Source organism: Siphonobacter aquaeclarae, assembly GCF_900103285.1.
Classification (GTDB): domain Bacteria; phylum Bacteroidota; class Bacteroidia; order Cytophagales; family Spirosomataceae; genus Siphonobacter; species Siphonobacter aquaeclarae.
Genome location: NZ_FNGS01000001.1, coordinates 514,698 through 537,699, shown reverse-complemented (window position 1 = coordinate 537,699; position 23,002 = coordinate 514,698). Strand labels below are relative to the sequence as shown.

The window sequence follows — 23,002 nt, the reverse complement described above, 5'->3', positions numbered from 1 at the left end:
AACAACTATCAGCTTATGTCACTCTTTGTTATTCCCCGCACCACTCCGGAGCCGGTTACTCCGGAAGAACCCAAAAACGATACGCTTGTCCGCCGTGTCAACCTTCAGTCTTACGGATATGAAAAAGCCGAGCATCACCGCGGCAACGCGCTGGCACTCGAAAATTTACTGAACCAGATTCGTCGCGGCTACATCATCGACGTGGACGCCAACGAAGAACAGCGCCAGAAGCAAAAGGCCGAGCTGGAAGGACGGATCATCGAACGGCAGAAAAATGCCGAAGAGGTCCGGACCGAAATGCGGCAGCTGACCGACACCGACGTACCGCGTCTGGAACAGGAACTCCTGCAACTGGACGAGGAAATTCTCCAGATCCGCCGGGATGAATCGGAAGGCAATAACCGGTATTACCACCTCGATCGGTTTAAGCGGAATCTGTACGCTGCCATGACGATTCTGCTGGGAGTCTTCATTTATCTCTTCTACGTTTCGAGTTTTTACTCGGCATTTTTCCGCGATCTGGCGGCTGAATTGCAAAAGGCAAACGAAAGCGGCGGAAATACCGCCGGTATTCTCTCGGCGGTATTTGCCCGGGAGGCGTTTACAGTGCTCGATTTTCACTGGGCCGGACCTATTCTGCTGTTCGCGTTTGGCGCCATGCTGCACATTGCCTGGGAGTTTGAGGGCAGGCAGAAAGCCGCCGGAGTAGGCCTGTTGCTGGCGCTGATCCTGGGTACCGACGGTTTGCTGGCCTATTTCATCGAGCATAAGTCGTTTGAATTAAAAGTACTGATGGGCCTGGCGAATGCGGGCGAGGAAGCGTGGTGGACTTCGCCGGTCTTTTACCTCGTGCTTGCGATGGGCTTCGCGGCCAGTATGGTCTGGAGCGGATTACTGCATGCCTTTATGCAGGAATATGGCAAGAAAGACGTCCGCCGTATCACCGGCTTGGAAATACGCCACCGGCAAAACCGGAAGGGAGATATCCGCCTGGTGCTGGCAGATATCCGCAAGAAGGTCATCACGCTGGAAGGAACGCTCAAGACCCTGGAACTCGACATCGTCCGGCTCAAGGACGACCGGCAGACGCTCTTCTTCAGCCGGGCCGAGCTTGAAAAATACATCACAGACTTCTACGACGGCTGGCTGGGGTATGTCAACAACCGCCTGCACAACGCGGAGCTGCAGGCTGAATGTGACACGGTGATCCGCACCTTCTACCGGAATCACCTCGAAACGAACACGCCCGAACCCAACGCCGTCGCCGCTTGATGAAAAAGCTGATCCTCCTTGCCTGCCTTTTCCTGATCGGAAAAGGCGGCGCCCTGGCGGGAAATCTGCCTGCCAACTACGTGGTTTTGCTGGATTTGTCGGACCGGATTCTGCAACCGGAACAGGCTAAACGGGATCAGGAGCTAATCCGGATCGTCTTCGAAACGTTCGAGCAGAAAGTGCGAAATAACCTGATTATCAATTCAAAGGACCGGTTTCGGATAGCGGTCGCCCCGCAAAAATCCATGAGCGTGCTTCCCGGCCTCGACGAACTGTACCTGGACATGGGCAAGGTGCCCTTTGCCCAAAAGCGCAGCCGGCTGGAAGCACTGAAAAGAGACCTGCCCGCGAAAGTAGCTCGTCTGTATGCGGCAGCCCTGGCCGGTCGGCGCAAGCCCGCCGATTTTACAGGAAGTGATCTGTGGTTGTACGCCAACAATAACCTGCCGAGCGATCTGGAAACAGGCTATACCAATACCTGGATCATCCTCACCGATGGTTATTTTGATTTCGAAAAGAACTCAAATGTGCTGTGCGAAGGACACCGGTGTACGGATTCCAGCGTGCTGGACCGCCTGAGAAAGATGCCGGACTGGCGGAAAGCCCTTGCTGCGAGAGACGAAGGCCTTTTGCAGATTAAAAAGCCCCTTCCTCCTCTTTCTGTCTATGTTGCCGAGATGCGTGCGAAAAGGGAGTACCTCGGTGAGATGGATATGCTGACCGGCGTATGGCAGAAATGGCTGGGGGAAATGGGTGTCAGGCGTATGAAATACGGAAGCCGGGAGGGACTGCTGAAGTCCGCCGACCTGCTCCGGTCGTTTCTGAAAACCTGAAGTTGTTTGTTTGTTTCAAAAGCCGGCGTCTCTGAAGCCGGCTTTTTTCAAAAATGGACGGGAGAAACCTGTTAACCTCCGCCGCGCTTTCGCATACCTGACTAAAGGCGGGTGTCCGACCTGCCGGTACTTCAACCTGATGAAAGACGGACCGGGTGCTCTGGCGGGGCGCCCGGTTTCGAAATAGGGAACCTCTCCGCCAATTTTTCCTCAATACGTTGTTGCTTGTGAAAAGCCGGCCTGATAGAGCCGGCTTTTTTAATACGATTATAAGACAACCCTCGTTGCCGGATTGGATGTTTCTGCTACTTTTGTCGAAACATCAGATGATAGGATGATTAAGCGGGTAAGTTTGCCGGAGGAATTATCGCGCCGGTTGCAGCAGCAGATTTCACTGGGAAACATACGGGCAGGCGAGAAACTTCCGACAGAGCCGGAGTTGATGCAGCAGTTTGGCGTGAGCCGGTCGACCGTCCGGGAGGCCGTCCGGATACTTTCGAACGCGGGTTGGATACAGGTACGGCAGGGGCTTGGAACGTTTGTATCGCCCAAAATGCCGGATTCGGAGCCGTTGACGCAACGGTTACGGCGGGTAGAGCCCCAGCACCTGCTGGAGGTCCGCCTGATGCTCGAGCATAAGGTCGCCGAGAAAGCGGCACAAAACCGGAGCGCATCGGACCTGGTCAAGATGCGGGCCGATCTGGCTGAGCGGAAGCGCCTCGCCCACGCGGGTGAATGGCTGGCATGTATCGATGCCGACATCCGTTTTCATACCCACATTGCCCAGGCATCCGGAAACGATATCCTGGCTGATTTATACAAGGCTTTTGCCGAGCAATTGAAGGAATCGTTCCTTGCTCAGTTCGAAAACACCGATTCGTTCGTAGCGACCCAGACCTTGCATGAGAACCTCCTCGCCGCCATCGAAGAGCAGGATGCAGAACAGGCCTGGTACTGGGCGCGCCAGATCGTTGATCATTAAAAACCACCTGTCAATCAACCAATTCTATTTTTTTTTGCCATAAACATCAGATGATCGTATGAAAAAGGCCGCAGCCGTCTCCGTTGCCGGGCAGACCGCTTTCCCTATCCTGTTTGCCATCAGTTTTTCCCATTTGCTGAATGACACGATTCAATCGCTCATTCCGTCGATTTATCCCATTATCAAAGATTCTTTTCACTTGAGTTTCGGGCAGGTGGGGCTGATTACGCTGACGTTTCAGATTACGGCGTCGCTGCTTCAACCGTTCGTCGGCTTGTTTACCGATAAGCGACCGATGCCGTATTCCCTCGCTACCGGTATGGGCTTTACGCTGATCGGCCTGCTCAGCCTGTCGGTCGCCAGCCAGTTTTCGACACTGCTGCTCAGTGTGGCGCTGGTGGGGATCGGTTCGGCGATTTTTCACCCTGAGGCTTCGCGTGTGGCATTTCTGGCTTCCGGCGGCAAGCGGGGTATGGCGCAGTCGCTCTTTCAGGTTGGCGGTAATGCCGGCAGTGCGCTAGGCCCGTTGCTGGCGGCGATGATCATCGTCAAACACGGGCAATCCAGCGTCAGCTGGTTTTCGGTGGTAGCCTTGCTGGCTATCGGTGTATTGTGGGTACTGGGCAACTGGTATAAGCAGAACCGTGTCATCGCTACCCGGAAGGACGGCGGTCAGGAGCAGACGTCAGGTTTTACAAAAAGCCGGGTTATTTTTTCGATCGGTATTCTGCTGGTACTCGTGTTTTCGAAGTACTTCTACATGGCCAGCATGAGCAGCTACTACACGTTTTACCTGATGGATAAATTCCACGTCTCTGTTCAGGATTCGCAGCTGTACCTGTTCCTTTTCCTGTTTTCGGTAGCGGTGGGTACGTTCATCGGCGGCCCGGTTGGAGACCGGATCGGCCGCCGGTATGTCATCTGGGTATCCATTCTCGGCGCGGCGCCGTTTACGTTGCTGCTGCCGCACGTCAACCTGTTCTGGACGGCTGTGCTGACGGTTATTATCGGCCTTACATTGTCCTCCGCTTTTTCAGCGATTCTGGTATATGCCCAGGAACTGGTCCCTGGTAAGGTAGGTATGATCGCCGGGTTATTTTTCGGCTTTTCGTTCGGAATGGGCGGCATCGGATCGGCGGTACTCGGCCGCTTGGCCGATGCAACCAGCCTGGAATATGTCTACCAGGTCTGTTCCTTCCTGCCTTTGCTGGGGCTTTTGACAGTCTTTCTCCCCAATACAAAGAAAGCATAGTAGCTATCGGGTGCATACGACGGTTATCGTATCGGTCCCGTCCGGCATTGGCCGGGAAATAATCTCCCCCTCCAATAGCCTGATCCGGCGCAGAATGACTTCCCATTCTGCGCCGGTTGTATGTTGGGGAAACCCTCCGAACGTCAGGGATATACGCTCCTCCTGATACGTCAACCGGATCGCAGGAGATACGCCCGCTGCACAGGCCTGAAAAAGCAGCTGCTGTGCCACGCGGAACAGTACCAGCGAGCGTTCCGGATCAAGCGGAAACGGAGAGCCTTCTACCGCGAGTTCCTGCAGCGGCGGCAAATGGCGGCCTGCCCGCACCAGCTCGCGGTACAGCATCTCTTCCAGCGTCCGGTCTTCCGGAGAAATCAAACCCCGGGTAATGGCCCGGATTTCGTGAATAGCCTGGCCGACAAGCTCGCCCGGATCAGGCTGCCCGGGTACCGGCGTAGCCGTCCGGTGCAGAATGCTGATACGGGCGGCCGAGAGTAGCTGGCCGATGTTGTCCTGAAGCTCCCGGGCGATGGCCTGCCGTTCTTCCCGGTGAATTTCATGGCTGATCTGACGAAGTTCCTGTTGATAGCTGTTCTTCCGAAAACGAACGCAGACCGCGGTTCCGACCAATACAAGCGCAACCAGAACCGCCGCCAGGGATAGATCATTTGTCATGGCAAAAGAGGACCGGGCAGAGCGCCCGGCGGAAAAAAGGGAATCGGTCGGCGGGTTGGAATAAACCGGCAGATATCCGGAGTGAAAAGAAGCGGCGGACTTCCTGTAACAAAGCTAACTCCGTGCACCGAAGGGCAACAGGGGATATTTCCCGTTTTGGCGGGGGAATTTTACGGAAAAGGCTGTAAGCAATAAGCTGTAGGCTTTAAGCAAAAGGCAGTTGGCGAACTAACTTCCCGCTGCCTGCAGCTTATCGCCTACGGCCTATGGCTCCGCTAATCCTCAATCGGCGTCAGGTATCCAATGGAAATCAGGTCGTACAATACCTGCGAGGGTTCGAGGTCGGCGATTTCAGTCGCGTACCGTTCGCGTACGGATTTCAGCAGGATAGTGAGGAAATCCTCAAGTTCGATACCTTCGGTTTGAGGAGCCAGGTCGCGAAGCGCTTCCAGAATCTGAAGGGGGGAATTGCCGGAGATCTGGTCTCCTTCCGGCGTCTGATAGGTCATGTTTTTGAACCGATAAGTGCGCCGGTAAGATACAAAAAGAACCACCGGATGGCGGTGGTCCGGAGTTATTTCGGCTCATAGGTGAGCAAAATCTTGCCCGAGCGGAACGGCCGCGAATGAATCAGCCGGAGCGGCAGACCGGTCACTTTCTCAAAAACGGGATTTCCCGATCCGAGCAGAATCGGGTGAACCATCATATCGAGCGTATCCACGAGGCCTTCGTTCAGCAAAGAGGCCGTCAGTGCCGAACTCCCGAGAATGACCAGGTTACCGCCTGGCTGCTGCTTCAGCGCGCGGATCGCTTCGGCGGCGCTGCCGCGTATCAGGAGGGTATTTTCCCAGGAGGCTTCGGGCAAGGTATCCGAAAAGACAATTTTGGCAGACCGGTTCATCGTCGCCGCCAGTTCGGGGCTGTTCGCGGCTGCCATAGAAGTGGGCCAGTAAGCGGCCATCATCTCATACGTCCTGCGGCCAAACAGGAGGGTATTGGCATCGTCCTGCTGCTGAACGGCAAACTCGTCGGATTCGGCGTCGCCGCCGTGGAAGGGCAGTTCCCCGTGCGGACCCTGGAAGTAGCCGTCGAGGGTCGTCATCATAAACACGCTTAGTTTTCGCATCGGAATATGAGGTTCGAAGGTTAGTCCTCTGCCAGTGCCTTGATTTTGGTCAGAGCGTTGTCCCAGAGGGAATTGAAAAGGGAGAAATATTGGTCCGGCAGGTCCATCGCAATCGTCAGGCGCGTCGCGTCTCCTTCTGCTGTCAGCCGGTAGGATTCACGGGTATTCCGGACCGCGAGCGCTTCAGCGCTGGTAAGGTCCTCCAGACCGGCGTTTAACAGACCTGTGTATTCAAAAGTAAGCACGCGGCCCGGTATCATTTCACGGATAAAGCCGATCATTCCGTTCCCGTTGCCGTCTTCAAACCGGATGTGGCTTCCCGGCTCCCAGTTCGATTCAGCAAAGGAGCCTTCCCGGAATTCCGCCAGCCAGACGCGGGTATAGGCGTCGAGGACCAGAATTTCCCAGATCCGCTCCGGTGACGCTCCGATCAGGATCGTTTTCTGAAGCACTACTTTTTCCATAAAAACGATTGATTACCAGGTTAATACCTGACAGAGGAAGCCCTGGCGACGCACCAGGTTTTTCACCCGGGAAACCGAAAAGGTACTCCCTTCCATGCGCAGGACGCGGTCACAGTCTTCCAGGTCAAAATTGACCTTATGCCCGGGAAAGTGGCGGATGAGCAGGCGGATGACCTGCTCCGCCTGACACCGTTCCCGCACGTCGGTTTTGAAGACTTCAATCATACCTGCCTCCGTTTGCGGTAGAGGGCATAGGAAGCAAACAGGAGTCCGTAACCCAGTACCACGATGATGCCCCAACCGCTGACGGGGTCGCCGACGGCAATGGCCGAGTAGATTGCGCCGGTGAGATCAAAGAACAATCCTGCGTAGGCCCATTCCTTGAGCCGCGGAAAACCGGGAACCAGGATCGCGATGATGCCCAGCATTTTAGCTACGCCAAGGAAAGCGATGAGGTATTCGGGATAGCCAAGATGGCGGAAGACTTCTTTGGCTTCCGGCATCACCAGAATATCCGGAATAGAACCGAAGGCCATCAGGAGCGCGAACAGGCCGGTTACGAGCCAGTAATAGAGATTAATCCGTTTCATAAAAGAGATAGGTTGTTTTGAAAGCGTTATTTTTTCCGGAGGAGTAAAACCAGCTCCTCGTCGTTCTGATACCATTCGATGGCGGGAGATTGCCTATCGTATGCGGGTTCCTGCATCATTTCGCCGAAGTAGTCCTTGATGCAGCCGGTTTGGGTACGCCAGCCGCTGATATTCCGGGCGAGGTAGGTTCCGGCGGGGATGACTCGTGTGTCATACCCTTCCGCTTCGTCGGTGCCGAACGCTTCGGCAGCGGCGAAATAGAGCACCTTGCCGGTAGCGTCCATCGTTGAAACCCCGTAGTACGAGCGTTGCAGCGGATTCGGCAGCGCATCCATCAGGGCGTTAAACGCGGCTTCAATACCGGTCGGGAAATCGGGCACCGTCCGGCCCAGCAGGAGAATGTCGTCGTCCAGTAAAAAATCGTACATGGCTGAGGTCTTTTGTTGAAACAAAACTACTGGGAATCAGGATACACGGTAAGGGGCAAATCCGGCAATAAGAGGAGGAAATTGCGACAAAGGCGTATCTTACGTCACATCCACCACCGAACCCATGTCTGATGACGAGTTGAAAAGAGAGATCAGGGGCTATCAGGAACGACTGCCGGAATTGGCTCTTACGTTCGAACAAGCCGCTTTTTTAGTCGAAAACGATTCGGAAAACCGGTTTGAAGAAGCACGGTTTTCCGTTTGGGAACATTTCGATTATGAATACGAAATCTATAGCCGGATTTTGACGCCAGGGCAGTTTGAATTGTTTGAAGCCGGATGGAAGGCCAAACGCAGCCTGGCGATCGATCGAATCCGGGAATCAGACGGCGAACAGGCGGCGAATTTGGCTAACCATTACGGACCCATGCGCCGATACCTGCTGGATCATTTCTGGCCGGAATTAAAAGGAGTAGCATTTCACGAACAATTACTGCTTTGTTTGCCACGAGATCAGGCGAAAGGCACATATCTGCGGGCGGAATACCGAAAGTGGGAGCAGCGGCGGCGGGCAGATCTCGTTACAGAACATTTTCGGTACAATTCCCGCTTTTCACCTCTTCTTTTTGAAGCAGAGGAATTGAGATTGGATGTAGAAAAGCTTCTGCCTCCGCATAGTCTTTTTTACGCCCAGGCGGACGAAGTGACAAAGGCGGCTTACGACTTTATGCGCCGCAGGTATGATTCTCTGCACAGCAATGCGATGGCGGAATTGATCGAAATAGCCTGTAGATACGAGGCTTTTCTTCGTGAAAAAAGCCATACGTCTATCTCGGGTTGGCATGTGGAAATGGAAGACCGGCGCACGCCGACAGAAAAACGGACGGATTGGTGCCTTACCGTTTTCCTTGCTGACGTCAAAGAGTTCTTTAAACAAAAAACCGAAACGACTGTACCGGCTAGTCAACCTAATCCCATTTGAATGATGACAGAAGAAGAACGCATCAGCCAGATCAAAGGCTACCAGGAAAGGCAGCCCGAACTGGCTCTCACCTTCACGCAGGCGAAGTTTTTGTTTGAAAACGACGCGAATATTCGATTCAGGGTAGTCCCTTTTTCTACGTGGGAATTGTTGGATTACGAGTATGAAATCTACCGGCAGATTTTGTCAGACAGTCAGTTTGAGCTTTTCGAAACGGGCTGGAAAGAACGTCAGCAGCAGACGAAAGTCTTCATCGCCGGTTCGGATGAGCGCGAATCTGAATGGGAAATGGGGTATTTCGCGGACTTGTTGCGTTACAGGGAGGACCATTTCTGGCCGGAAATCAAGCAGATTCCTTTTTTCAGGGTTACATGGCCCTTGTTTGAAGAAGAGAAGACGACGCTGTTGAGGGCTTCTTACCGCCGGTATCTCGAAGAGACAATAGCGGAGCGAATCGCCCGGCATTTTCGTGACTTCCGGCGCTTTGCGCCGTTGCGGCTCAGGCTGGTCGAAGTAAAAAATGATCTGGAGCGTCTGCAGCCTCATTACGGGGCGTTTTACCGCCGCTCGGACGAGGCCGTCCGAGCTGTCTTTGACTTCCTGCGGAAACAAATCGAATCCTGGGATGAGGAATCTCTCCCCGAACTGGATCAGGTCATCCAAAAATGGGAAGAGTTTGAAAGAGAGGCGTTTGCAAAACGCCCTGTCCGATTTCCGACAGCAGTTGTATCTGATCATCGCACCCGGAAACAACGTCAGACAGATATGTTATTGAACCTCCTCCTGGTTAATCACGACGAAATGCCCGGATAGTCAATCCTTTTGGGCGTATCCGGGTTTCTGGTTATTTTTAGGGATAACTCTATTACCTATGAAAAGAATCACCATTCTCGTTCCCGAGGGAGCGATTCTGGGAAGCATCGAGGGGCCGAGGCAATTGTTCACCCAGGTCAACCAATTTTGCCTGGCCAACGGGCAGAAGCCGCTTTTCCAGGTGAAGCTGGTCGGGATGACGAAAGACACCCGTATCAGCGGAGGTCTGTATACCATTCATACCGATCAGGTGCTGGAAGATGTCGATTCCACGGACCTGGTGGTCATTCCGGCGGTAGACGGCGACATGAACCGTGCCCTGGAGGTCAACCGGCCCTTTATCCCCTGGATCGCACAGCAGTACGAAGCCGGCGCCGAAGTAGCAAGTCTGTGCCTGGGCGCTTTTCTGCTCGCTTCTACCGGACTGCTCAATGGCCGGAAATGCGCCACTCACTGGATGGCCGCGCGCGACTTCCGCAGGATGTTTCCGGAAGTGCAACTCATTGCCGATAAGGTCATTACAGACGAAAGTCGCCTCTACTCCAGCGGCGGCGCCTATTCCTACCTCAACCTGATCCTGTACCTGATCGAGAAATACGCCGGCCGGGACATGGCTATTTTATGTTCCAAGGTTTTCGCGATTGAGATCGAACGGGAGAGCCAGTCGCCCTTTATCATTTTTCAGGGCCAGAAAGAGCACGAGGACGACGCCATCCGCAAGGCACAGGACTTTATCGAAGCACATTTTCAGGACAGACTGACTGTTGATCAACTGGCAGACCAGTTTTCCCTCGGCCGGCGTAGCTTCGAGCGCCGTTTCAAAAAAGCGACAAACAACACGGTTTCGGAATACATCCAGCGGGTGAAAGTCGAGGCCGCCAAAAAGGGCTTTGAAATTTCCCGCAAGAATATTCATGAAGTGATGTACGACGTCGGATATACCGATATCAAAGCATTCCGCGCGATTTTCAAGAAGACAACCGGCCTTTCACCGGTCGAATACCGCAACAAATACCAGAAAATGGCATAACGAAAAAGAGCCCGTCATCCGGGCTCTTTTTCATAAAGGTTGAAGGAAGGATGGTCCGAAGACCACCTTGTATCATTTCGCGAAGGAGTTTCTGCGTTTCTGCCATATCTACGGGAGAAAATCGGCCTCAGATTGCCCATTTGGCGTAATTTTTACTTTCCCCCTGATCCTGAACGGTATGAAAATTCAAATTACCCGGACAAGCCTGTCGACGGTAGTCCCTATGCGGGCGCTGTTTCTCCAGCAAGGCTGTTTTCAGTTTGTGCACGACAAATGCCACCGCTACGGTTGGGCCGATACCTGGCTGGTGGAAATAGACGGGGAAACGGCCGGCTACGGTTCCGTATGGGGGCGGGATGAGCGAGGCGCACGGGATACTGTCTTCGAATTTTACCTCAAAACACCCTTTCGGAACCAGGCCTCCCGTGTATTTAGCGAATTGCTGTCTGTAACCGGCGTGCCGTACCTCGAATGCCAGACAAACGATACGTTGCTGTCTGCTATGGTGCTGGAATTCGGAAAGGGAATTGAGGCAGAGGCGATTCTCTTTGCCGACGACAGGGAAAGCAAGTTGATTATGCCGGAGGTACAATTTGGCCGCCAGCGCCAGTCCGACGACGCAGACCACGGCGGATACTGCCTCCAGGTGGGCAATGAAGAGCGCGCCACCGGCGGTTTTCTCACCAATTACAATTTCCCCTATGCTGATTTGTACTTGGACGTTCCGGAACCTTTCCGGCGGCAGGGATACGGTTCCTACTTTGTTCAGGAGCTGAAGAAGGAAATTTACCGGCAGGGATATGTTCCGTCTGCACGGTGCAATGTCCGGAATACGGCTTCCCGGTCAACCCTCCTGAAAGCCGGTTTTCGCGTGTGCGGCATGTTATTGAACGGTGATGTAAGGCGCTGAAGAGCAGATAGTTGTGGAGGTTGCTATTTCATCAGCGCGTCAAAACGCCGGGTGTCCTGATGCAGGCGGCCGGCTGTCTCCTTTCCTTTAGCCGCCATTTTTTTTGCCGATTCCACATCTCCTTTTCGCTTGTAGGCAACGCCCAGCGCGTGGTACAGATCGGCCGCAGCCGGTCCGGCCTGGGGCGTGACGCCGGCGAGCGCGGCAGCAGACCAGGCCGGTACCGCAGAAAGGTAACGACCATCCGGCGCCTGGTCGTTGAAGTAGCGGATGAGGTAGGCATAGTCCTCCGTTTCTGTTTTTCCGCCCGCCCGGAACGCGTTGAAACGGGCGACCGCTTCCGGCGTATTTTTTTCCCGAAAAAGTGCTTCCAGTTCCTTCAGCAGGGTACGGGAAGCAGCGTCATGCGCCGGAATACCCGCCTTCACCATTCCTTCCCGCATGGTCGCGATCGCGGCAGAGGGCCATGCCCTGGCGCCACTGCCGAACAGTGATTGAAACGCGATGGATTCGACGGCTTCCTTTACTTCTTCTTTCGGGAAACGGGACTGATAGTCAGTAAAATGGGAGAAAAAATACGTGGAAAGCGGATTGTCAAACCGGGTGACAAAGCGGCGGAGAATGTAAAAACCAACCGCGTCCGTTCGCTGCTCCGGCGTTTGGAGCTGCTGACCGAACGCCTGGTCCAGCCGGTTTTGCGCGGCGGTGTCGCGTACGGCCTTCGCGTATTTGCCGTATTGGACGAGAAAGGCAAGCTGCCGGTCGCCCGCCGCAAACCGTTCCGGATACCGGGAAGTGGCCTGCTGCGGGTCGAGCGCCGCCCTTCCGGTCGAGATAAGTTCTTCCGCAAACTCGTCGTGGGTTTTCTTTTCCTGTGGCGTGGCGAGGTGCTTCAGCCGGCCGTCCCGTTCAAAAAACAGGAAAAGAGGAAATTCGGGGTACGTCAGCTGTTTCTGCTGCTGGAGCCTTTTGGACGCGTCAGAGTTTGCCTCGAGCTGCAGTGAAACGAAATTGGCGTTATAGAATTCGCCGACCTTCGGATCCTTCAGCAGCGGTTCAATTGCCTGGCAGTGCGGGCATCCGTTGAGGTATATTTCAACGAAGACAGACTTGTTTTGCTGCCGGGCTTTCGCCAGTGCGGCGTCAAAGGAATCGTCCTGAAAAGAGATACCGGTGTGCTGGGCGGAGGCGACAGTACCCGCCAGCAGGAGGCAGAGACCGAGAAAACCGGAAAAGAATCGTGTCATCACTGGGAATAGGTAAGTTGGAAGAAGACAGTGGGTCAGCGGTAAAAATAGATATTCCGGCGGATTTCCCGGCAAGAGACCGGAAAGGCAGTTGGAGGCGAGAAGCAGCCGGTCCCTGCCCGATTTTTTGCTTTTTTCCTGGAAAGAACGGGTATCCGCCCTGACTTCGGTTATTTAGCAGGAGGAGGCAGTTCCTCCGCTCTGAACCTATGACTACTCGTCGGATATTTCTCAAAAACACATCGCTGGCCGGACTGGCCCTGGCGGGAGGGCTTCCGGCCGCCGCCGCGCCGCAGGGCGAAGATCTTTTCAAGCTGGGCATTGCCGGCTATTCTTTCGTTCATTTCAAGCTGGACGAGTCGCTCGCGATGATGAAGAAGCTCGATGTACACTACTTGTGTATCAAAGACTTCCATCTTCCTTACGCCTCTACAGATGCCGAGATTGCCGCTTTTCATGCGAAGCTGGCGCAGTCGGGCGTGACCGGATACGCAGTAGGTCCGATCTACATGAAAACGACGGAAGAGATCGACAATGCCTTTGCTTACGCGAAGCGTGTGGGCGTAAAGCTCATGATCGGTATTCCGAACCCGGAACACCTGCCGTATGTCGACAAAAAAGTCAGGGAATACGACATCCGTTATGCGATTCATAACCACGGTCCCGGCGATAAGCTATACCCGAATGCAATAACAGTCTACAACCTGGTAAAAAACCTGGATGCGCGTATTGGTCTCTGTTTCGATATGGGTCACGATAAGCGCTACGGCGATGATCCGGTCGCCGACCTGGAAAAGTACGCTTCCCGGATTTTCGATATTCACCTGAAGAATGTGACGGCGGGGACCAAGGACGGTACAACGTGCGAGCTCAGCCGCGGCGTCATCGACATTACGGCGTTTGTGCGTGCGCTCCGGAAGGTGAAATATGCCGGTTGCTGCAGCCTGGAATACGAAAAAGACATGAAAGATCCCCTGGCCGGTCTGGCTGAATCGGTCGGATACTTTAAGGGAATCTGTACCGCGTCACAGTCCTCTTCAAAAAAGTCCTGATTTATTTACCGGGTGGGAAACCCGCGTTTTTATGAAAAACAACCGCAGAGATTTTATCCGTAAAGCGGCCCTGGGAACGCTTTCCCTGGCGGGAGCCGGCATGAGTACGGCCAGCTATGCCAGGATTATGGGCTCGAACGACCGGCTCCAGGTAGCGATTGCCGGGCTTGGCCGGCGCCTGTCAGCCTATTACGAACCCATTGCCCGCAAAGAGAGCAACGTCCAGCTGGTATACCTCTGTGACGTGATGAAGAAGCAGCGGGAATCGGCGCTTCAGAAGTTCTCGAAGCACATCGACTACAAGCCTAAGCTGGAAAACGACATTCGTAAGGTGCTGGAAGACAAAGAGGTAGATGCTCTTTTTAACGCCACGCCCGATCACTGGCACGCGCCCGGTGCGTGGATGGCCGTGCAGGCTGGAAAGCACGTTTATGTCGAAAAGCCCTGCAGCCACAACCCGCGGGAGGGTGAAATCCTGATCGCGATTCAGAAAAAGTACGGAAAAGTGATCCAGATGGGGAACCAGCAGCGTTCGTCCCCCGAAACGATCGACATTATCCACCAGATCCACAACGGTGCAATCGGTACTCCGTACAAGGCGCTGGCGTTTTATTCTACTGCCCGCGGGGAGGTACCCCTGCCGAAAAAGGCGCCCGTACCCGACGGCCTCGACTGGGACCTGTTCCAGGGCCCGGCTCCCCGGACGGAATACACGCACGATACCTGGGATTACAACTGGCACTGGTATGGCTGGACCTATGGCACGGCTGAATCCGGTAACAACGCGACCCATGAGCTCGATGTGGCCCGCTGGGCGCTCCAGGTAGAGTATCCGGAGCATGTCGCGACGGAAGCAGCGAAGCGCCATTTTCCGAACGACGGGTGGACGATGTACGATACCATGGAAGCAACGTTTCGTTTCCCCGGTAATAAAATTATTCAGTGGGATGGGAAAAGTCGCAGCGGTGTCGAAACCTATGGCAGTTCCCGCGGTACGTTCATTTACGGCAGCACCGGTAGCGTCTACGTCGACCGCGACGGCTACAAGCTCTTCAATCGTGAAGGGAAAGTAGTCAAAACCAGCAAGGGATCCGGATCCGAAGCGGGTACCGCGCTCGGGGGTGGCGGAGACATGACAACGACCCACGTCGTCAATTTCTTCGATGCTATTCGCGGAAAAGCCAAGCAAAATTCGCCGATCGACGAAGGCGCCAAGAGCACCCTCCTGTGCCATCTGGCGAATATTTCTTACCGAACGAACAAGTCATTCGGCGTGGATACGAAAAACGGCCATATCCAAGACAAAGAAGCGATGAAGCTCTGGGGTCGTACGTACGAAAAAGGCTGGGAACCTCCCGTCTGAGTCGACCGAAAAAACACCCTGCAACGCCTTCCGGAATCACTATCCGGAAGGCGTTTTTGTTGGTAGACTTTGAACCCTGTCGAATCCGGAGCAGGCTTTAACCCCGTTTATATGACAGAACCCAATCGCTATGACGACGCTCTACTTCATCAACTTTCGAGACTTGTATGCGGTCGAATGTATTCATGATTGCCGCCAATGCTGCCGACCAGGAATGGTTCCGGCAGGCGTCTGTCCGGGCGCTGCGTCAGGCGTACCTCCATTTTTACCCTGATCTTTCCTCGGCGCTCGAATGGCTGAAAGGCAGCCGCGAAGGCGTCAACCTGATTCTGTTGGATGCCGACGGATTGAAAACGCCGGAATTGCAGTCTTTCCTGAGCGCTTACCGGCTTTCCCGGTACCGGAAAATTCCGCTGGTGATGTATGGGTCGTCCCCCGATTACCCCGTCCGTACCTATGCCGAGGATGTCAATGCTTTTCTGCTCGCGCCGCCCGACCCGGAAGAACGTACCCGCATGTGGCATTCTGTGGTAGAATTCTGGCTAAATGTGTCGCATCTGCCCTGGGAATTCTGACGGAACGGTTTTTTCATGCACTACCCCAACTTGGTAGAGCAATGAATACGAACGCTAAAAAGCCCCTTTTTCTGGTAGTAGAGGACGATCCTGATCATCGCTTTCTTCTTGACTGGAGTTATCAGAAAAGCAACCAGAGTTGCCATATTCTCTTTGCAAAAGACGGAAAACAGGCACTTGAACTGCTCGATACCCTTCCTGTACCTCCATCGATGGTTCTGCTGGACTATCACCTCCCCGACATGAACGGCGTAGAGGTATTGAAAACCCTCCGGAATTCTACAGTGTGGAAAGCATTGCCCGTTTTGATGCTTTCTTTTTACAGTCAGAAAGAAGTAATCGACCTGGCATATGACGCCGGCGTCAATGCATTCATGAGCAAACCGGGTAGTCGCCGGGAGTATATTGACCTCTGGAACGCCATCTTTGGCTTCTGGCATCAGTATGCGCAGGTACCTCCGGCGGGCCGGATGGACTAGTACAAAGCAAAAAGCCAAAGCGCCCGGGGATATTGCCCAGGGGCCCGCGGCGGAGTTTTCCCGGCAGAGTACGCCGGAGTACAGGATGATCACCTATTTTTGTGAAAAGGTGATGGTGTTCCACCTATTGAACCGCCCGCAACGGGCTGATGACGCCTACGAACGTTTCTTTCTGTAGGTGATGAAAAATTGGCTTCCCGTATTCCGGTACCTCCTTCGCTGGACGTTGCTGGTCCTCCCGCTCTCTGTCGCCGCCGGTTCGGCGGTGGCGCTGTTTCTCTGGTCGCTCGACGCGGTGACCGATGTTCGTTTTGCCCATCCCTGGCTGTTGTATCTGCTGCCGCTGGCGGGCGCCGGTATTTTTTTCCTTTACCGCTGGGGAGGAAAGCAGGCAGACGCCGGTAACAACCTCATCATCGACGAAATCCATGAACCCGGAGCAGGCGTGCCGCTGCGCATGGCGCCGCTCGTGCTGGGTACCACGCTCATCACGCACCTTTTCGGAGGCTCGGCGGGTCGGGAAGGTACCGCCGTACAAATCGGAGGAAGCTTCGCGGAGGGGTTTGCCCGGTGGCTTCGTCTGGACAAGGAAGACCGGAGCGTATTGCTGATGGTGGGTATCGCCGCCGGTTTCGGCGCGGTATTCGGTACGCCGGTGACGGGCGCGGTCTTTGCCCTGGAAGTACTGACCATCGGCCGGATCCGGCATAAGGCGCTGATGCCCTGCTTTATGGGGGCGGTTTTTGCCGATTTTACGTGTTCTGCCTGGGGAATTCATCATACGCACTATCATATTGCTTCCCACCAAAACCTGCCGTTCTATACCCTGCTCGCCACGTCCATCGGAGCCGGCGTCTGTTTCGGCATAGCGAGCCGGCTGTTTTCGGAATTATCGCACGGCATCAAACGGATAGCGGCAAAGGTGGTACCCCGTCCGGAATGGGTACCGGTAGCCGGCGGTCTGGTGGTGATCGGTATGGCGGCCCTGCCCGGCATGACCGATTACCTCGGTTTAGGCGTGCATAACCCGGACCCGGCGGCGGTGACGCTGGTTTCGGCGTTTCACGAGGGCGGCGCCCATACCTGGAGCTGGCTCTGGAAATTGCTGTTTACGGCGGTTACCCTGGGTACTGGTTTCAAAGGGGGAGAAGTAACGCCTCTGTTTTTTATCGGCGCGACGCTCGGCCATACCCTGGCGGTACTCACCGGTATGCCGGTCGACCTCTTTGCTGGGCTGGGCTTTATTGCAGTATTTGCCGGGGCGACGAATACCCCGATCGCCTGTACGCTGATGGGGGCGGAGCTTTTCGGAGGAGAGTACCTGTTGTATTATGCGGTGGCCTGTTTTACGGCTTATTGCTTCAGCGGGAACACCGGCATTTATCTTTCCCAGCGGGTGAGCCTGTCAAAATCAGGGGAAATGTTACCGGGAAAAACATTGCGCGATCTCCGGAAATAAGCGGCGCCGTGAACAGACAAAAATCTGCACAAACGTTTGAACGAATCAGGAAAACGTTTGCGCAGCCCGTTCCGCGTTTCCAGCCCGTATCGCCCGGCGAATAACCCCCCCGGAATGTGCCATTTTTAGTATCTTCGATGATAATAATTTGATAAAGAAGCAGGTTCTGCCCGGTTTTCTTTTTCCCCGTACTTTGCGGCTTTTCCAGCGATGTCGACCATGTACCCGAATTCAACGAACGGATCTTTGCCGGAAGAGGCGATTGCCGACCGGGCGCTGACGCGTCGTCTGCGGGAAGGGGACACCGATGCCTACGAGACCGCTTTCCGCCTGTATCACCGGTATTTGTTACGGATTGCCGTCCGGTACCTCAAGGACGAAGATTTGGCAGAAGATGCTTTGCAGGAAGTCTTTGTTAAACTCTGGCTTTTCCGGGACCGTCTGGACGAGTCACATTCCATCAAAGCCTTTCTGTCCGTTGCCCTCAAAAATCAGGTACTTAACGACCTCCGGAGCCAGAAGCGCCGGATTCTGCACCACCTGGCTTCTCTCGAAAACTGGAGCGAAGAGGATCATTCCACCGAAAACCAGCAGGTATGGCGCGAGTACCTCGATATCCTGACTCAGGGTATCAGTTACCTGACGCCGCAGCGCCGGGAAGTATTCCGCCTGCGGGTGGAGGAGGGGCTGACGAATGAGGAAGTAGCCGACCGGCTGAATCTGTCCGTTAATACTGTCAAATTTCAGTTCTACCACGCTTCCAAGTTCCTCCGGCACTACCTGCACCGGGAAGCTGCCGTGCCGTCCGCGCTGTTTTTCGCCGTGCTTGCCGGGCAGTTGTAGGCTGTCTTTCAGGGTATTAGAAATTTTCTCAACTTTTTTTCGCTTTCCGATCATACTTCCACTATGCCGGCGGTGTAATGGTAGTAAAAGCAAGTAAGCCGCATGATTCAGCTCCTTCAGAAATATCTCGCCGATGGGTGCACGCCGGAAGAAGCGTCGCGCGTGCTGCAATGGCTGGATACTGCTGAAGGCCGCGATGCCCTCCAGGCGGAGCTGGAACGTGACCTTGCCGGATCCTGGGAAGACGAAAGCCCCGCGTCTTCTCCCGGAATCTGGACCGGCATCCGGGAAAGGACGCTCTCCCGGCGGACGGTTCGGATCGGCTGGAGGCGGCTGGCTGCCGCCTGTGCAGGCGTTCTGTTACTTGCCGGCGCCGGTTTCTGGCTGAAGGCCCGGTATTACGATACCATCACGGTGCACAGCGATTATGGCATGGTGGAGCGCGTAACCCTGCCGGACGGCTCGGTTGTGCGCCTCAACGGAAACACCACGCTGACCTATGCCCGCCGCTGGCCGGAGGGCGAACCACGGGAAGTGGCCGTCGAGGGCGAAGCTTTTTTCAGTGTCCGGCATACGGTTGATCACCAGCGGTTTACAGTTCATTTGCCGGATCAGTCGAGTGTAGAAGTAGTCGGGACCGAATTTGACGTCTTCTCGCGGAAAGAGCTCACCCGGGTGGTGCTCAACAGCGGAAAGATCCGGTTCCGGACCCGCCCGGAGGCGCTGCCGCTGGCGCTTCAGCCGGGAGATCTGGTGGAAACCCGTGCAGGGGCCGCGCCGCGCCTTCAGCGCCGGGTAGACACCGCCGTATTTGATTCCTGGAGGGATCATCTCCTCACGTTCGACCGCGCCCCGCTGAAAGACGTGATCACGCTTCTGGAGACGACGTATGGATATACCGTTACTTTGGGGAAAGGGGTTCCCCTGGATGAACGGTTTTCCGGTATGGTCCCGTCCAACGACAAAAAACTCATGTTGGAAGCCCTTTCAAAAGTATTCGGGCTTTCTGTCACACAAGAAGGAAACCGCTTGCACATCGAAGCCAACCCCTAGTTGACGTATACACTGCTAAACCATTTCCATTCTCATGTTCAACATTCGGACGCTGGGCTTCCTGGTGCTGGCAGCGCTATGCCCTGCCCCTCAGATGTACGGTCAGCTACTGGCCTCCTCGCATAAGGTGGAGCAGGTCAGGATAAAGGCGATACCGGGACGTAAACACACGCTCCTGGACGCGCTGAAAGGGATCGAAAAGAAATTCCGGGTGACTTTCCTCTACCGGAACGACCTCGTCGAAAAGGAAGTGGCGGAAGGAAACGAAGGTCAGAAAGACAAGTCGCTCGAAGAAACACTGAAAGGCCTGCTGGCTCCCCACGGCCTTACCTTCGAGAAGCTGCGGACCGATTACTACATCATCGTGCCCGCTGCCCAGAAAAAGAACCGGGCGGTCAGCCAGATACGGGAGGCGGAAACGTCCGCCCTCCCGGTCAGTCGGCCCGAAACCGATGTACTGACCCTCCGGGCGCATCAGTTCGGGTATCAGACGACACTCGCGGAAGACTGGCCCGCACAGGGCCGGGTGACCGACGAAAACGGCGAGCCGCTTCACGGAGCGACCGTTTCCCTCAAAGGAACCACGCAGGGTACCACAACCGACGCCCAGGGGCGCTTTACCCTTCAGGTACCGGGCGTCGGCGCGGTGCTGCAGATTTCGTATGTCGGTTTTGCGAGTCAGCAGGTGACGATCCATTCGCGTTCTGAATTGAAAATCAGGCTGAAACAGGTAGATGGTAGTCTCAACGAAGTGGTCGTCGTCGGATTCGGTACCCAAAAGAAAGTGAACCTGACCGGCGCGGTTGATCAGGTAACAGCCCAGCAGCTGGAAAGCCGGCCCATTACCAACCTCGGCGCCGGTTTGCAGGGACTTATTCCCAACCTCAACGTCACCAATCCCAGCGGGCGCGCAGGTACGGCGCCGAGCTTTAACATCCGCGGGTTTACGTCGATCAACGGCGGTTCGCCGCTGTTGCTGGTCGACAACGTACCGTTCAGCGCCGATGAACTGGCCCGCCTCAACCCGAACGACGTGGAGAGCGTCACGGTGCTGAAAGATGCCTCTTCCGCGGCGGTGTACGGTGCGCGGGCGGCATTCGGAGTGGTGCTGATTACCACAAAATCTGCCAAATCCGACAAGCTGAGCGTATCGGTCAACGCCAACACGGCTTTTCGTACGGTGGGCAAGTTGCCGGAACTCGTCACCGATCCGCTCATGGTGATGGAGTACAAGCACGACGCGGCCTATCCCCTCTATAACCTCTATCCCGACGCCGTGAAGGCATATGCACGGGAGCGGTCTAAAAATCCCTCCCTGCCTGCGGTCACGACCGATCCTACGAATCCGAACAGCGCCTGGATTTACACCGGTTCGACGGATTGGCTGAAGGAAGCCTATTTCAACTCGGCGCCGATGTACAATGCGAACGTCAGCCTGTCGCGCAAAACCGATAAACTGAATTATTACTTTTCCGGTGATTACTACCGGCAGGACGGGATGCTTCGCTATGGAAACGACGTCTACAACCGTTACAACGTCCGCGGCAAAATGGATGTGCAGGTAACGCCCTGGCTGACCTTTTCCAACAATACGCTGCTGACCAGCAGTAACTACGATGCACCGGTATTTCTCGACGGAGATTTTTTCTGGAACGTCAACCGTACGGCTTCCCTCGATGTCCCGAAAAACCCGGACGGCAGCTGGACTTCGGCCGGGGGCAGTCTGCTCGGGCGCCTGCAACAGGGCGGTCGTAAAGACATGCAGCTCAATGACTTCCTGACGACGTTTTCGGCAAAAGCCGCTGTCATCAAGGGTATCTGGGACGTGCGGGCGGACATGACCTTCCGCCGGGGATCGACGCTCACCCGCGCCTTTGACATCCCGGTGCCTTACCGTACCGGACCTGTCAACCCGGTGCAGTATACCGGTTCGACGACGAGCTATGCCCAGAACAACAACATTGCAACGCGGTACAACGTCCTGAACGTCTATACCGACGTCTACAAGAAATTCGGGGCGCATAACCTGCAGGTACTCGCCGGGTTCAACCAGGAATCGAACTACTACAATTCCTTCACCGCTAGGAAGAATGCCCTGATTTCCAATACCCTGCCGAGTATCAACCTCAGTACCGGGACAATGACGGAAAGTGAAGCGATTACCGAGTGGGCTGTCCGCGGACTTTTTTACCGGCTGAACTACAACTTCAAAGACCGGTACCTCGTGGAGCTGAACGGGCGATATGACGGCTCATCCCGCTTCCCGAAAAATGACCGCTGGGGTTTCTTCCCATCGGCCTCCGCCGGCTGGGTCGTTTCCGAAGAGCCTTTTCTGGCAGGTATCAAGCAAAGCGCGAAGCTGGATTTCCTGAAGTTGCGGGCGTCGTATGGCGCGCTGGGGAACCAGGCATCGGTAGGCGAGTACGATTACATTCCCATCATGTCGAGTACGACGCTGTCGAAGCTGCTGGGTGGCATAACGCCGCTGACGGTTAATCAGCCGCCGGCTGTTGCCTCCAGCCTTACCTGGGAGAAAGTATCGACCGTGAACGGTGGTATTGACCTGGCCTTTTTCCGTAATCGCCTCAATATCAACTTCGATGCATACACCCGGTTTACGAAAGACATGCTCATTCCGGGAAAAACGCTGCCTGCTGTATTCGGCGTAGCGTCGCCTAAAACCAACGCCGGCGACCTGAAAACCAAAGGCTGGGAGCTGAAGCTCGGCTGGCGGGATAACGGAACCCTTGGAAATTCGCCCTTCTACTACAACGTGACGTTTGCCCTGGGCGACAGCCGTTCCTGGATCACCCGGTTCGACAATCCCACCCGCTCCCTGAGCAACTATTACGTGGGTCAGGAAATCGGCGAAATCTGGGGCCTCGACGTAGAGGGCTTCTTCCAGAACGAAGAGGAGCTGAAAAATCACGCCAATCAGAAAGCCGTCGGTACCGACGATCAGGGCTATCAGTTCTACGTCGGCGATATCAAGTTCAAAGACCGGAACGGCGACGGCGCGGTGAATTTCGGCAAGTCGACCGTAGACGATCCGGGAGATCTTCACAAAATCGGGAACAACCGCCTCCGCCTGCCGTACAGTTTCGATCTTTCTGCGGGTTGGAAAGGCTTCGACGTCCGGGTATTCCTGCAGGGCATCGGCCGGCGCGACTGGTACCCCGGCGCTTCACAGATCTACTTCTGGGGTATTTATTCGCAGCCGTGGACGAACGTGACGACGCTGAACCTCGACCATTGGTCGCCTCAAAATCCGAACGGCTACTTCCCCCGCGTCAAGGCCTATTCTGCCGAGGATAACATGGAAGAACTCGGGATTCCCAACCCGCGGTACATGCAGAACGCCGCATACCTCCGCGTGAAAAACGTGATGCTGGGCTATTCCCTGCCGTCGTCGCTGACGCGGAAAGTGGGTTTGGACCGCGTCCGGGTGTATTTCTCCGGCGAAAACCTGTTTGAAGTCTCACATCTCAAAGCCCGCCTCGATCCCGAAGGGCTCGACGGCAGCATTTATCCCTTCCAGCGTACCTATTCCTGGGGTTTAAACATCAATTTCTGA

24 protein-coding genes and 1 riboswitch are annotated in these 23,002 nt (G+C 55.1%); of the genes, 16 read left to right on the top strand and 8 right to left on the bottom strand.

The features are described from left to right. Nucleotides 1-15 precede the first annotated feature (15 nt). The 4 genes from BLR09_RS02025 (at nucleotide 16) to BLR09_RS02010 (ending at nucleotide 4,339) form a co-directional block, all read left to right on the top strand. Nucleotides 16-1,272, top strand: coding sequence for a hypothetical protein (locus BLR09_RS02025; RefSeq protein ID WP_093197038.1), 1,257 nt, complete (start codon nucleotides 16-18; stop codon nucleotides 1,270-1,272). After that, a complete protein-coding gene (locus tag BLR09_RS02020) occupies nucleotides 1,272-2,105 on the top strand; it encodes a hypothetical protein (protein WP_093197035.1) in 834 nt (277 codons plus the stop codon). Before BLR09_RS02025 ends, BLR09_RS02020 begins: the two co-directional genes overlap by 1 nt. 334 nt (nucleotides 2,106-2,439) lie before the next feature. Then, nucleotides 2,440-3,087: a FadR/GntR family transcriptional regulator gene (locus BLR09_RS02015; protein ID WP_093197032.1), complete on the top strand. Its 648-nt coding sequence runs from the start codon at nucleotides 2,440-2,442 to the stop codon at nucleotides 3,085-3,087. A 58-nt stretch (nucleotides 3,088-3,145) separates the two neighbouring features. Further along, nucleotides 3,146-4,339: an MFS transporter gene (locus BLR09_RS02010; protein WP_093197029.1), complete on the top strand. Its 1,194-nt coding sequence runs from the start codon at nucleotides 3,146-3,148 to the stop codon at nucleotides 4,337-4,339. A 3-nt stretch (nucleotides 4,340-4,342) separates the two neighbouring features. Here the strand turns inward: BLR09_RS02010 and BLR09_RS02005 are convergent, their stop codons facing one another. The 7 genes from BLR09_RS02005 to BLR09_RS01975 form a co-directional block, all read right to left on the bottom strand. Next, nucleotides 4,343-5,014, bottom strand: coding sequence for a sensor histidine kinase (locus tag BLR09_RS02005; RefSeq protein ID WP_093197027.1), 672 nt, complete (start codon nucleotides 5,012-5,014; stop codon nucleotides 4,343-4,345). A 275-nt stretch (nucleotides 5,015-5,289) separates the two neighbouring features. After that, complete coding sequence (locus BLR09_RS02000) at nucleotides 5,290-5,523, bottom strand: hypothetical protein (protein ID WP_093197024.1); 234 nt, start codon at nucleotides 5,521-5,523, stop codon at nucleotides 5,290-5,292. Nucleotides 5,524-5,588: 65 nt separating this feature from the next. Beyond that, nucleotides 5,589-6,140, bottom strand: a complete 552-nt coding sequence (locus BLR09_RS01995) for a dihydrofolate reductase family protein (protein WP_093197021.1) — start codon at nucleotides 6,138-6,140, stop codon at nucleotides 5,589-5,591. A 20-nt stretch (nucleotides 6,141-6,160) separates the two neighbouring features. Continuing rightward, nucleotides 6,161-6,604, bottom strand: coding sequence for an SRPBCC family protein (locus BLR09_RS01990; protein ID WP_093197018.1), 444 nt, complete (start codon nucleotides 6,602-6,604; stop codon nucleotides 6,161-6,163). Nucleotides 6,605-6,616: 12 nt separating this feature from the next. Then, nucleotides 6,617-6,829: a hypothetical protein gene (locus BLR09_RS01985; RefSeq protein WP_093197014.1), complete on the bottom strand. Its 213-nt coding sequence runs from the start codon at nucleotides 6,827-6,829 to the stop codon at nucleotides 6,617-6,619. Continuing rightward, on the bottom strand, nucleotides 6,826-7,194 hold the full coding sequence (locus BLR09_RS01980; RefSeq protein ID WP_093197011.1) for a DoxX family protein: 369 nt from the start codon (nucleotides 7,192-7,194) through the stop codon (nucleotides 6,826-6,828). The genes BLR09_RS01985 and BLR09_RS01980 overlap by 4 nt, the downstream gene beginning before the upstream one ends. 26 nt (nucleotides 7,195-7,220) lie before the next feature. Beyond that, on the bottom strand, nucleotides 7,221-7,622 hold the full coding sequence (locus BLR09_RS01975; RefSeq protein ID WP_093197008.1) for a hypothetical protein: 402 nt from the start codon (nucleotides 7,620-7,622) through the stop codon (nucleotides 7,221-7,223). Nucleotides 7,623-7,746: 124 nt separating this feature from the next. On the opposite strand from BLR09_RS01975, the gene BLR09_RS01970 reads away from it, so the two are divergent. The 4 genes from BLR09_RS01970 (at nucleotide 7,747) to BLR09_RS01955 (ending at nucleotide 11,357) form a co-directional block, all read left to right on the top strand. Further along, nucleotides 7,747-8,604 carry a hypothetical protein gene (locus BLR09_RS01970; RefSeq protein WP_093197005.1) on the top strand — a complete coding sequence of 286 codons (858 nt, stop codon included), beginning with the start codon at nucleotides 7,747-7,749 and terminating at the stop codon, nucleotides 8,602-8,604. Next, the gene (locus BLR09_RS01965; protein ID WP_093197003.1) at nucleotides 8,605-9,417 is read left to right on the top strand and encodes a hypothetical protein; all 813 of its coding nucleotides are present in this window, start codon (nucleotides 8,605-8,607) and stop codon (nucleotides 9,415-9,417) included. 58 nt (nucleotides 9,418-9,475) lie between these two features. After that, nucleotides 9,476-10,447 carry a GlxA family transcriptional regulator gene (locus tag BLR09_RS01960; protein ID WP_093197000.1) on the top strand — a complete coding sequence of 324 codons (972 nt, stop codon included), beginning with the start codon at nucleotides 9,476-9,478 and terminating at the stop codon, nucleotides 10,445-10,447. A 178-nt stretch (nucleotides 10,448-10,625) separates the two neighbouring features. Then, entirely contained in the window at nucleotides 10,626-11,357 is a 732-nt protein-coding gene (locus tag BLR09_RS01955; protein WP_093196997.1) for a GNAT family N-acetyltransferase, read from the top strand. Nucleotides 11,358-11,380: 23 nt separating this feature from the next. On the opposite strand, the gene BLR09_RS01950 is transcribed toward BLR09_RS01955, so the two are convergent. Continuing rightward, nucleotides 11,381-12,604, bottom strand: coding sequence for a thioredoxin family protein (locus BLR09_RS01950; RefSeq protein WP_093196995.1), 1,224 nt, complete (start codon nucleotides 12,602-12,604; stop codon nucleotides 11,381-11,383). Between the two features lie 209 nt (nucleotides 12,605-12,813). On the opposite strand from BLR09_RS01950, the gene BLR09_RS01945 reads away from it, so the two are divergent. The 8 genes from BLR09_RS01945 (at nucleotide 12,814) to BLR09_RS01910 (ending at nucleotide 23,002) form a co-directional block, all read left to right on the top strand. Next, entirely contained in the window at nucleotides 12,814-13,656 is an 843-nt protein-coding gene (locus BLR09_RS01945) for a sugar phosphate isomerase/epimerase family protein (RefSeq protein ID WP_093196992.1), read from the top strand. A gap of 31 nt (nucleotides 13,657-13,687) precedes the next feature. Beyond that, nucleotides 13,688-15,019, top strand: coding sequence for a Gfo/Idh/MocA family protein (locus BLR09_RS01940; RefSeq protein ID WP_093196989.1), 1,332 nt, complete (start codon nucleotides 13,688-13,690; stop codon nucleotides 15,017-15,019). A 167-nt stretch (nucleotides 15,020-15,186) separates the two neighbouring features. Further along, on the top strand, nucleotides 15,187-15,594 hold the full coding sequence (locus BLR09_RS25425) for a response regulator (RefSeq protein WP_176785412.1): 408 nt from the start codon (nucleotides 15,187-15,189) through the stop codon (nucleotides 15,592-15,594). Nucleotides 15,595-15,635: 41 nt separating this feature from the next. Then, nucleotides 15,636-16,073, top strand: a complete 438-nt coding sequence (locus tag BLR09_RS25420) for a response regulator (protein ID WP_176785411.1) — start codon at nucleotides 15,636-15,638, stop codon at nucleotides 16,071-16,073. A gap of 99 nt (nucleotides 16,074-16,172) precedes the next feature. After that, nucleotides 16,173-16,239: riboswitch (Fluoride riboswitch) on the top strand. A 15-nt stretch (nucleotides 16,240-16,254) separates the two neighbouring features. Next, the gene (locus BLR09_RS01925; RefSeq protein ID WP_093196981.1) at nucleotides 16,255-17,532 is read left to right on the top strand and encodes a voltage-gated chloride channel family protein; all 1,278 of its coding nucleotides are present in this window, start codon (nucleotides 16,255-16,257) and stop codon (nucleotides 17,530-17,532) included. A 219-nt stretch (nucleotides 17,533-17,751) separates the two neighbouring features. Further along, on the top strand, nucleotides 17,752-18,375 hold the full coding sequence (locus tag BLR09_RS01920; RefSeq protein ID WP_176785410.1) for an RNA polymerase sigma-70 factor: 624 nt from the start codon (nucleotides 17,752-17,754) through the stop codon (nucleotides 18,373-18,375). Nucleotides 18,376-18,477: 102 nt separating this feature from the next. After that, entirely contained in the window at nucleotides 18,478-19,428 is a 951-nt protein-coding gene (locus BLR09_RS01915; RefSeq protein WP_093196976.1) for a FecR family protein, read from the top strand. Between the two features lie 34 nt (nucleotides 19,429-19,462). Continuing rightward, nucleotides 19,463-23,002 (top strand): SusC/RagA family TonB-linked outer membrane protein, encoded by a 3,540-nt coding sequence (locus BLR09_RS01910; RefSeq protein WP_176785409.1) that lies wholly within the window; start codon nucleotides 19,463-19,465, stop codon nucleotides 23,000-23,002.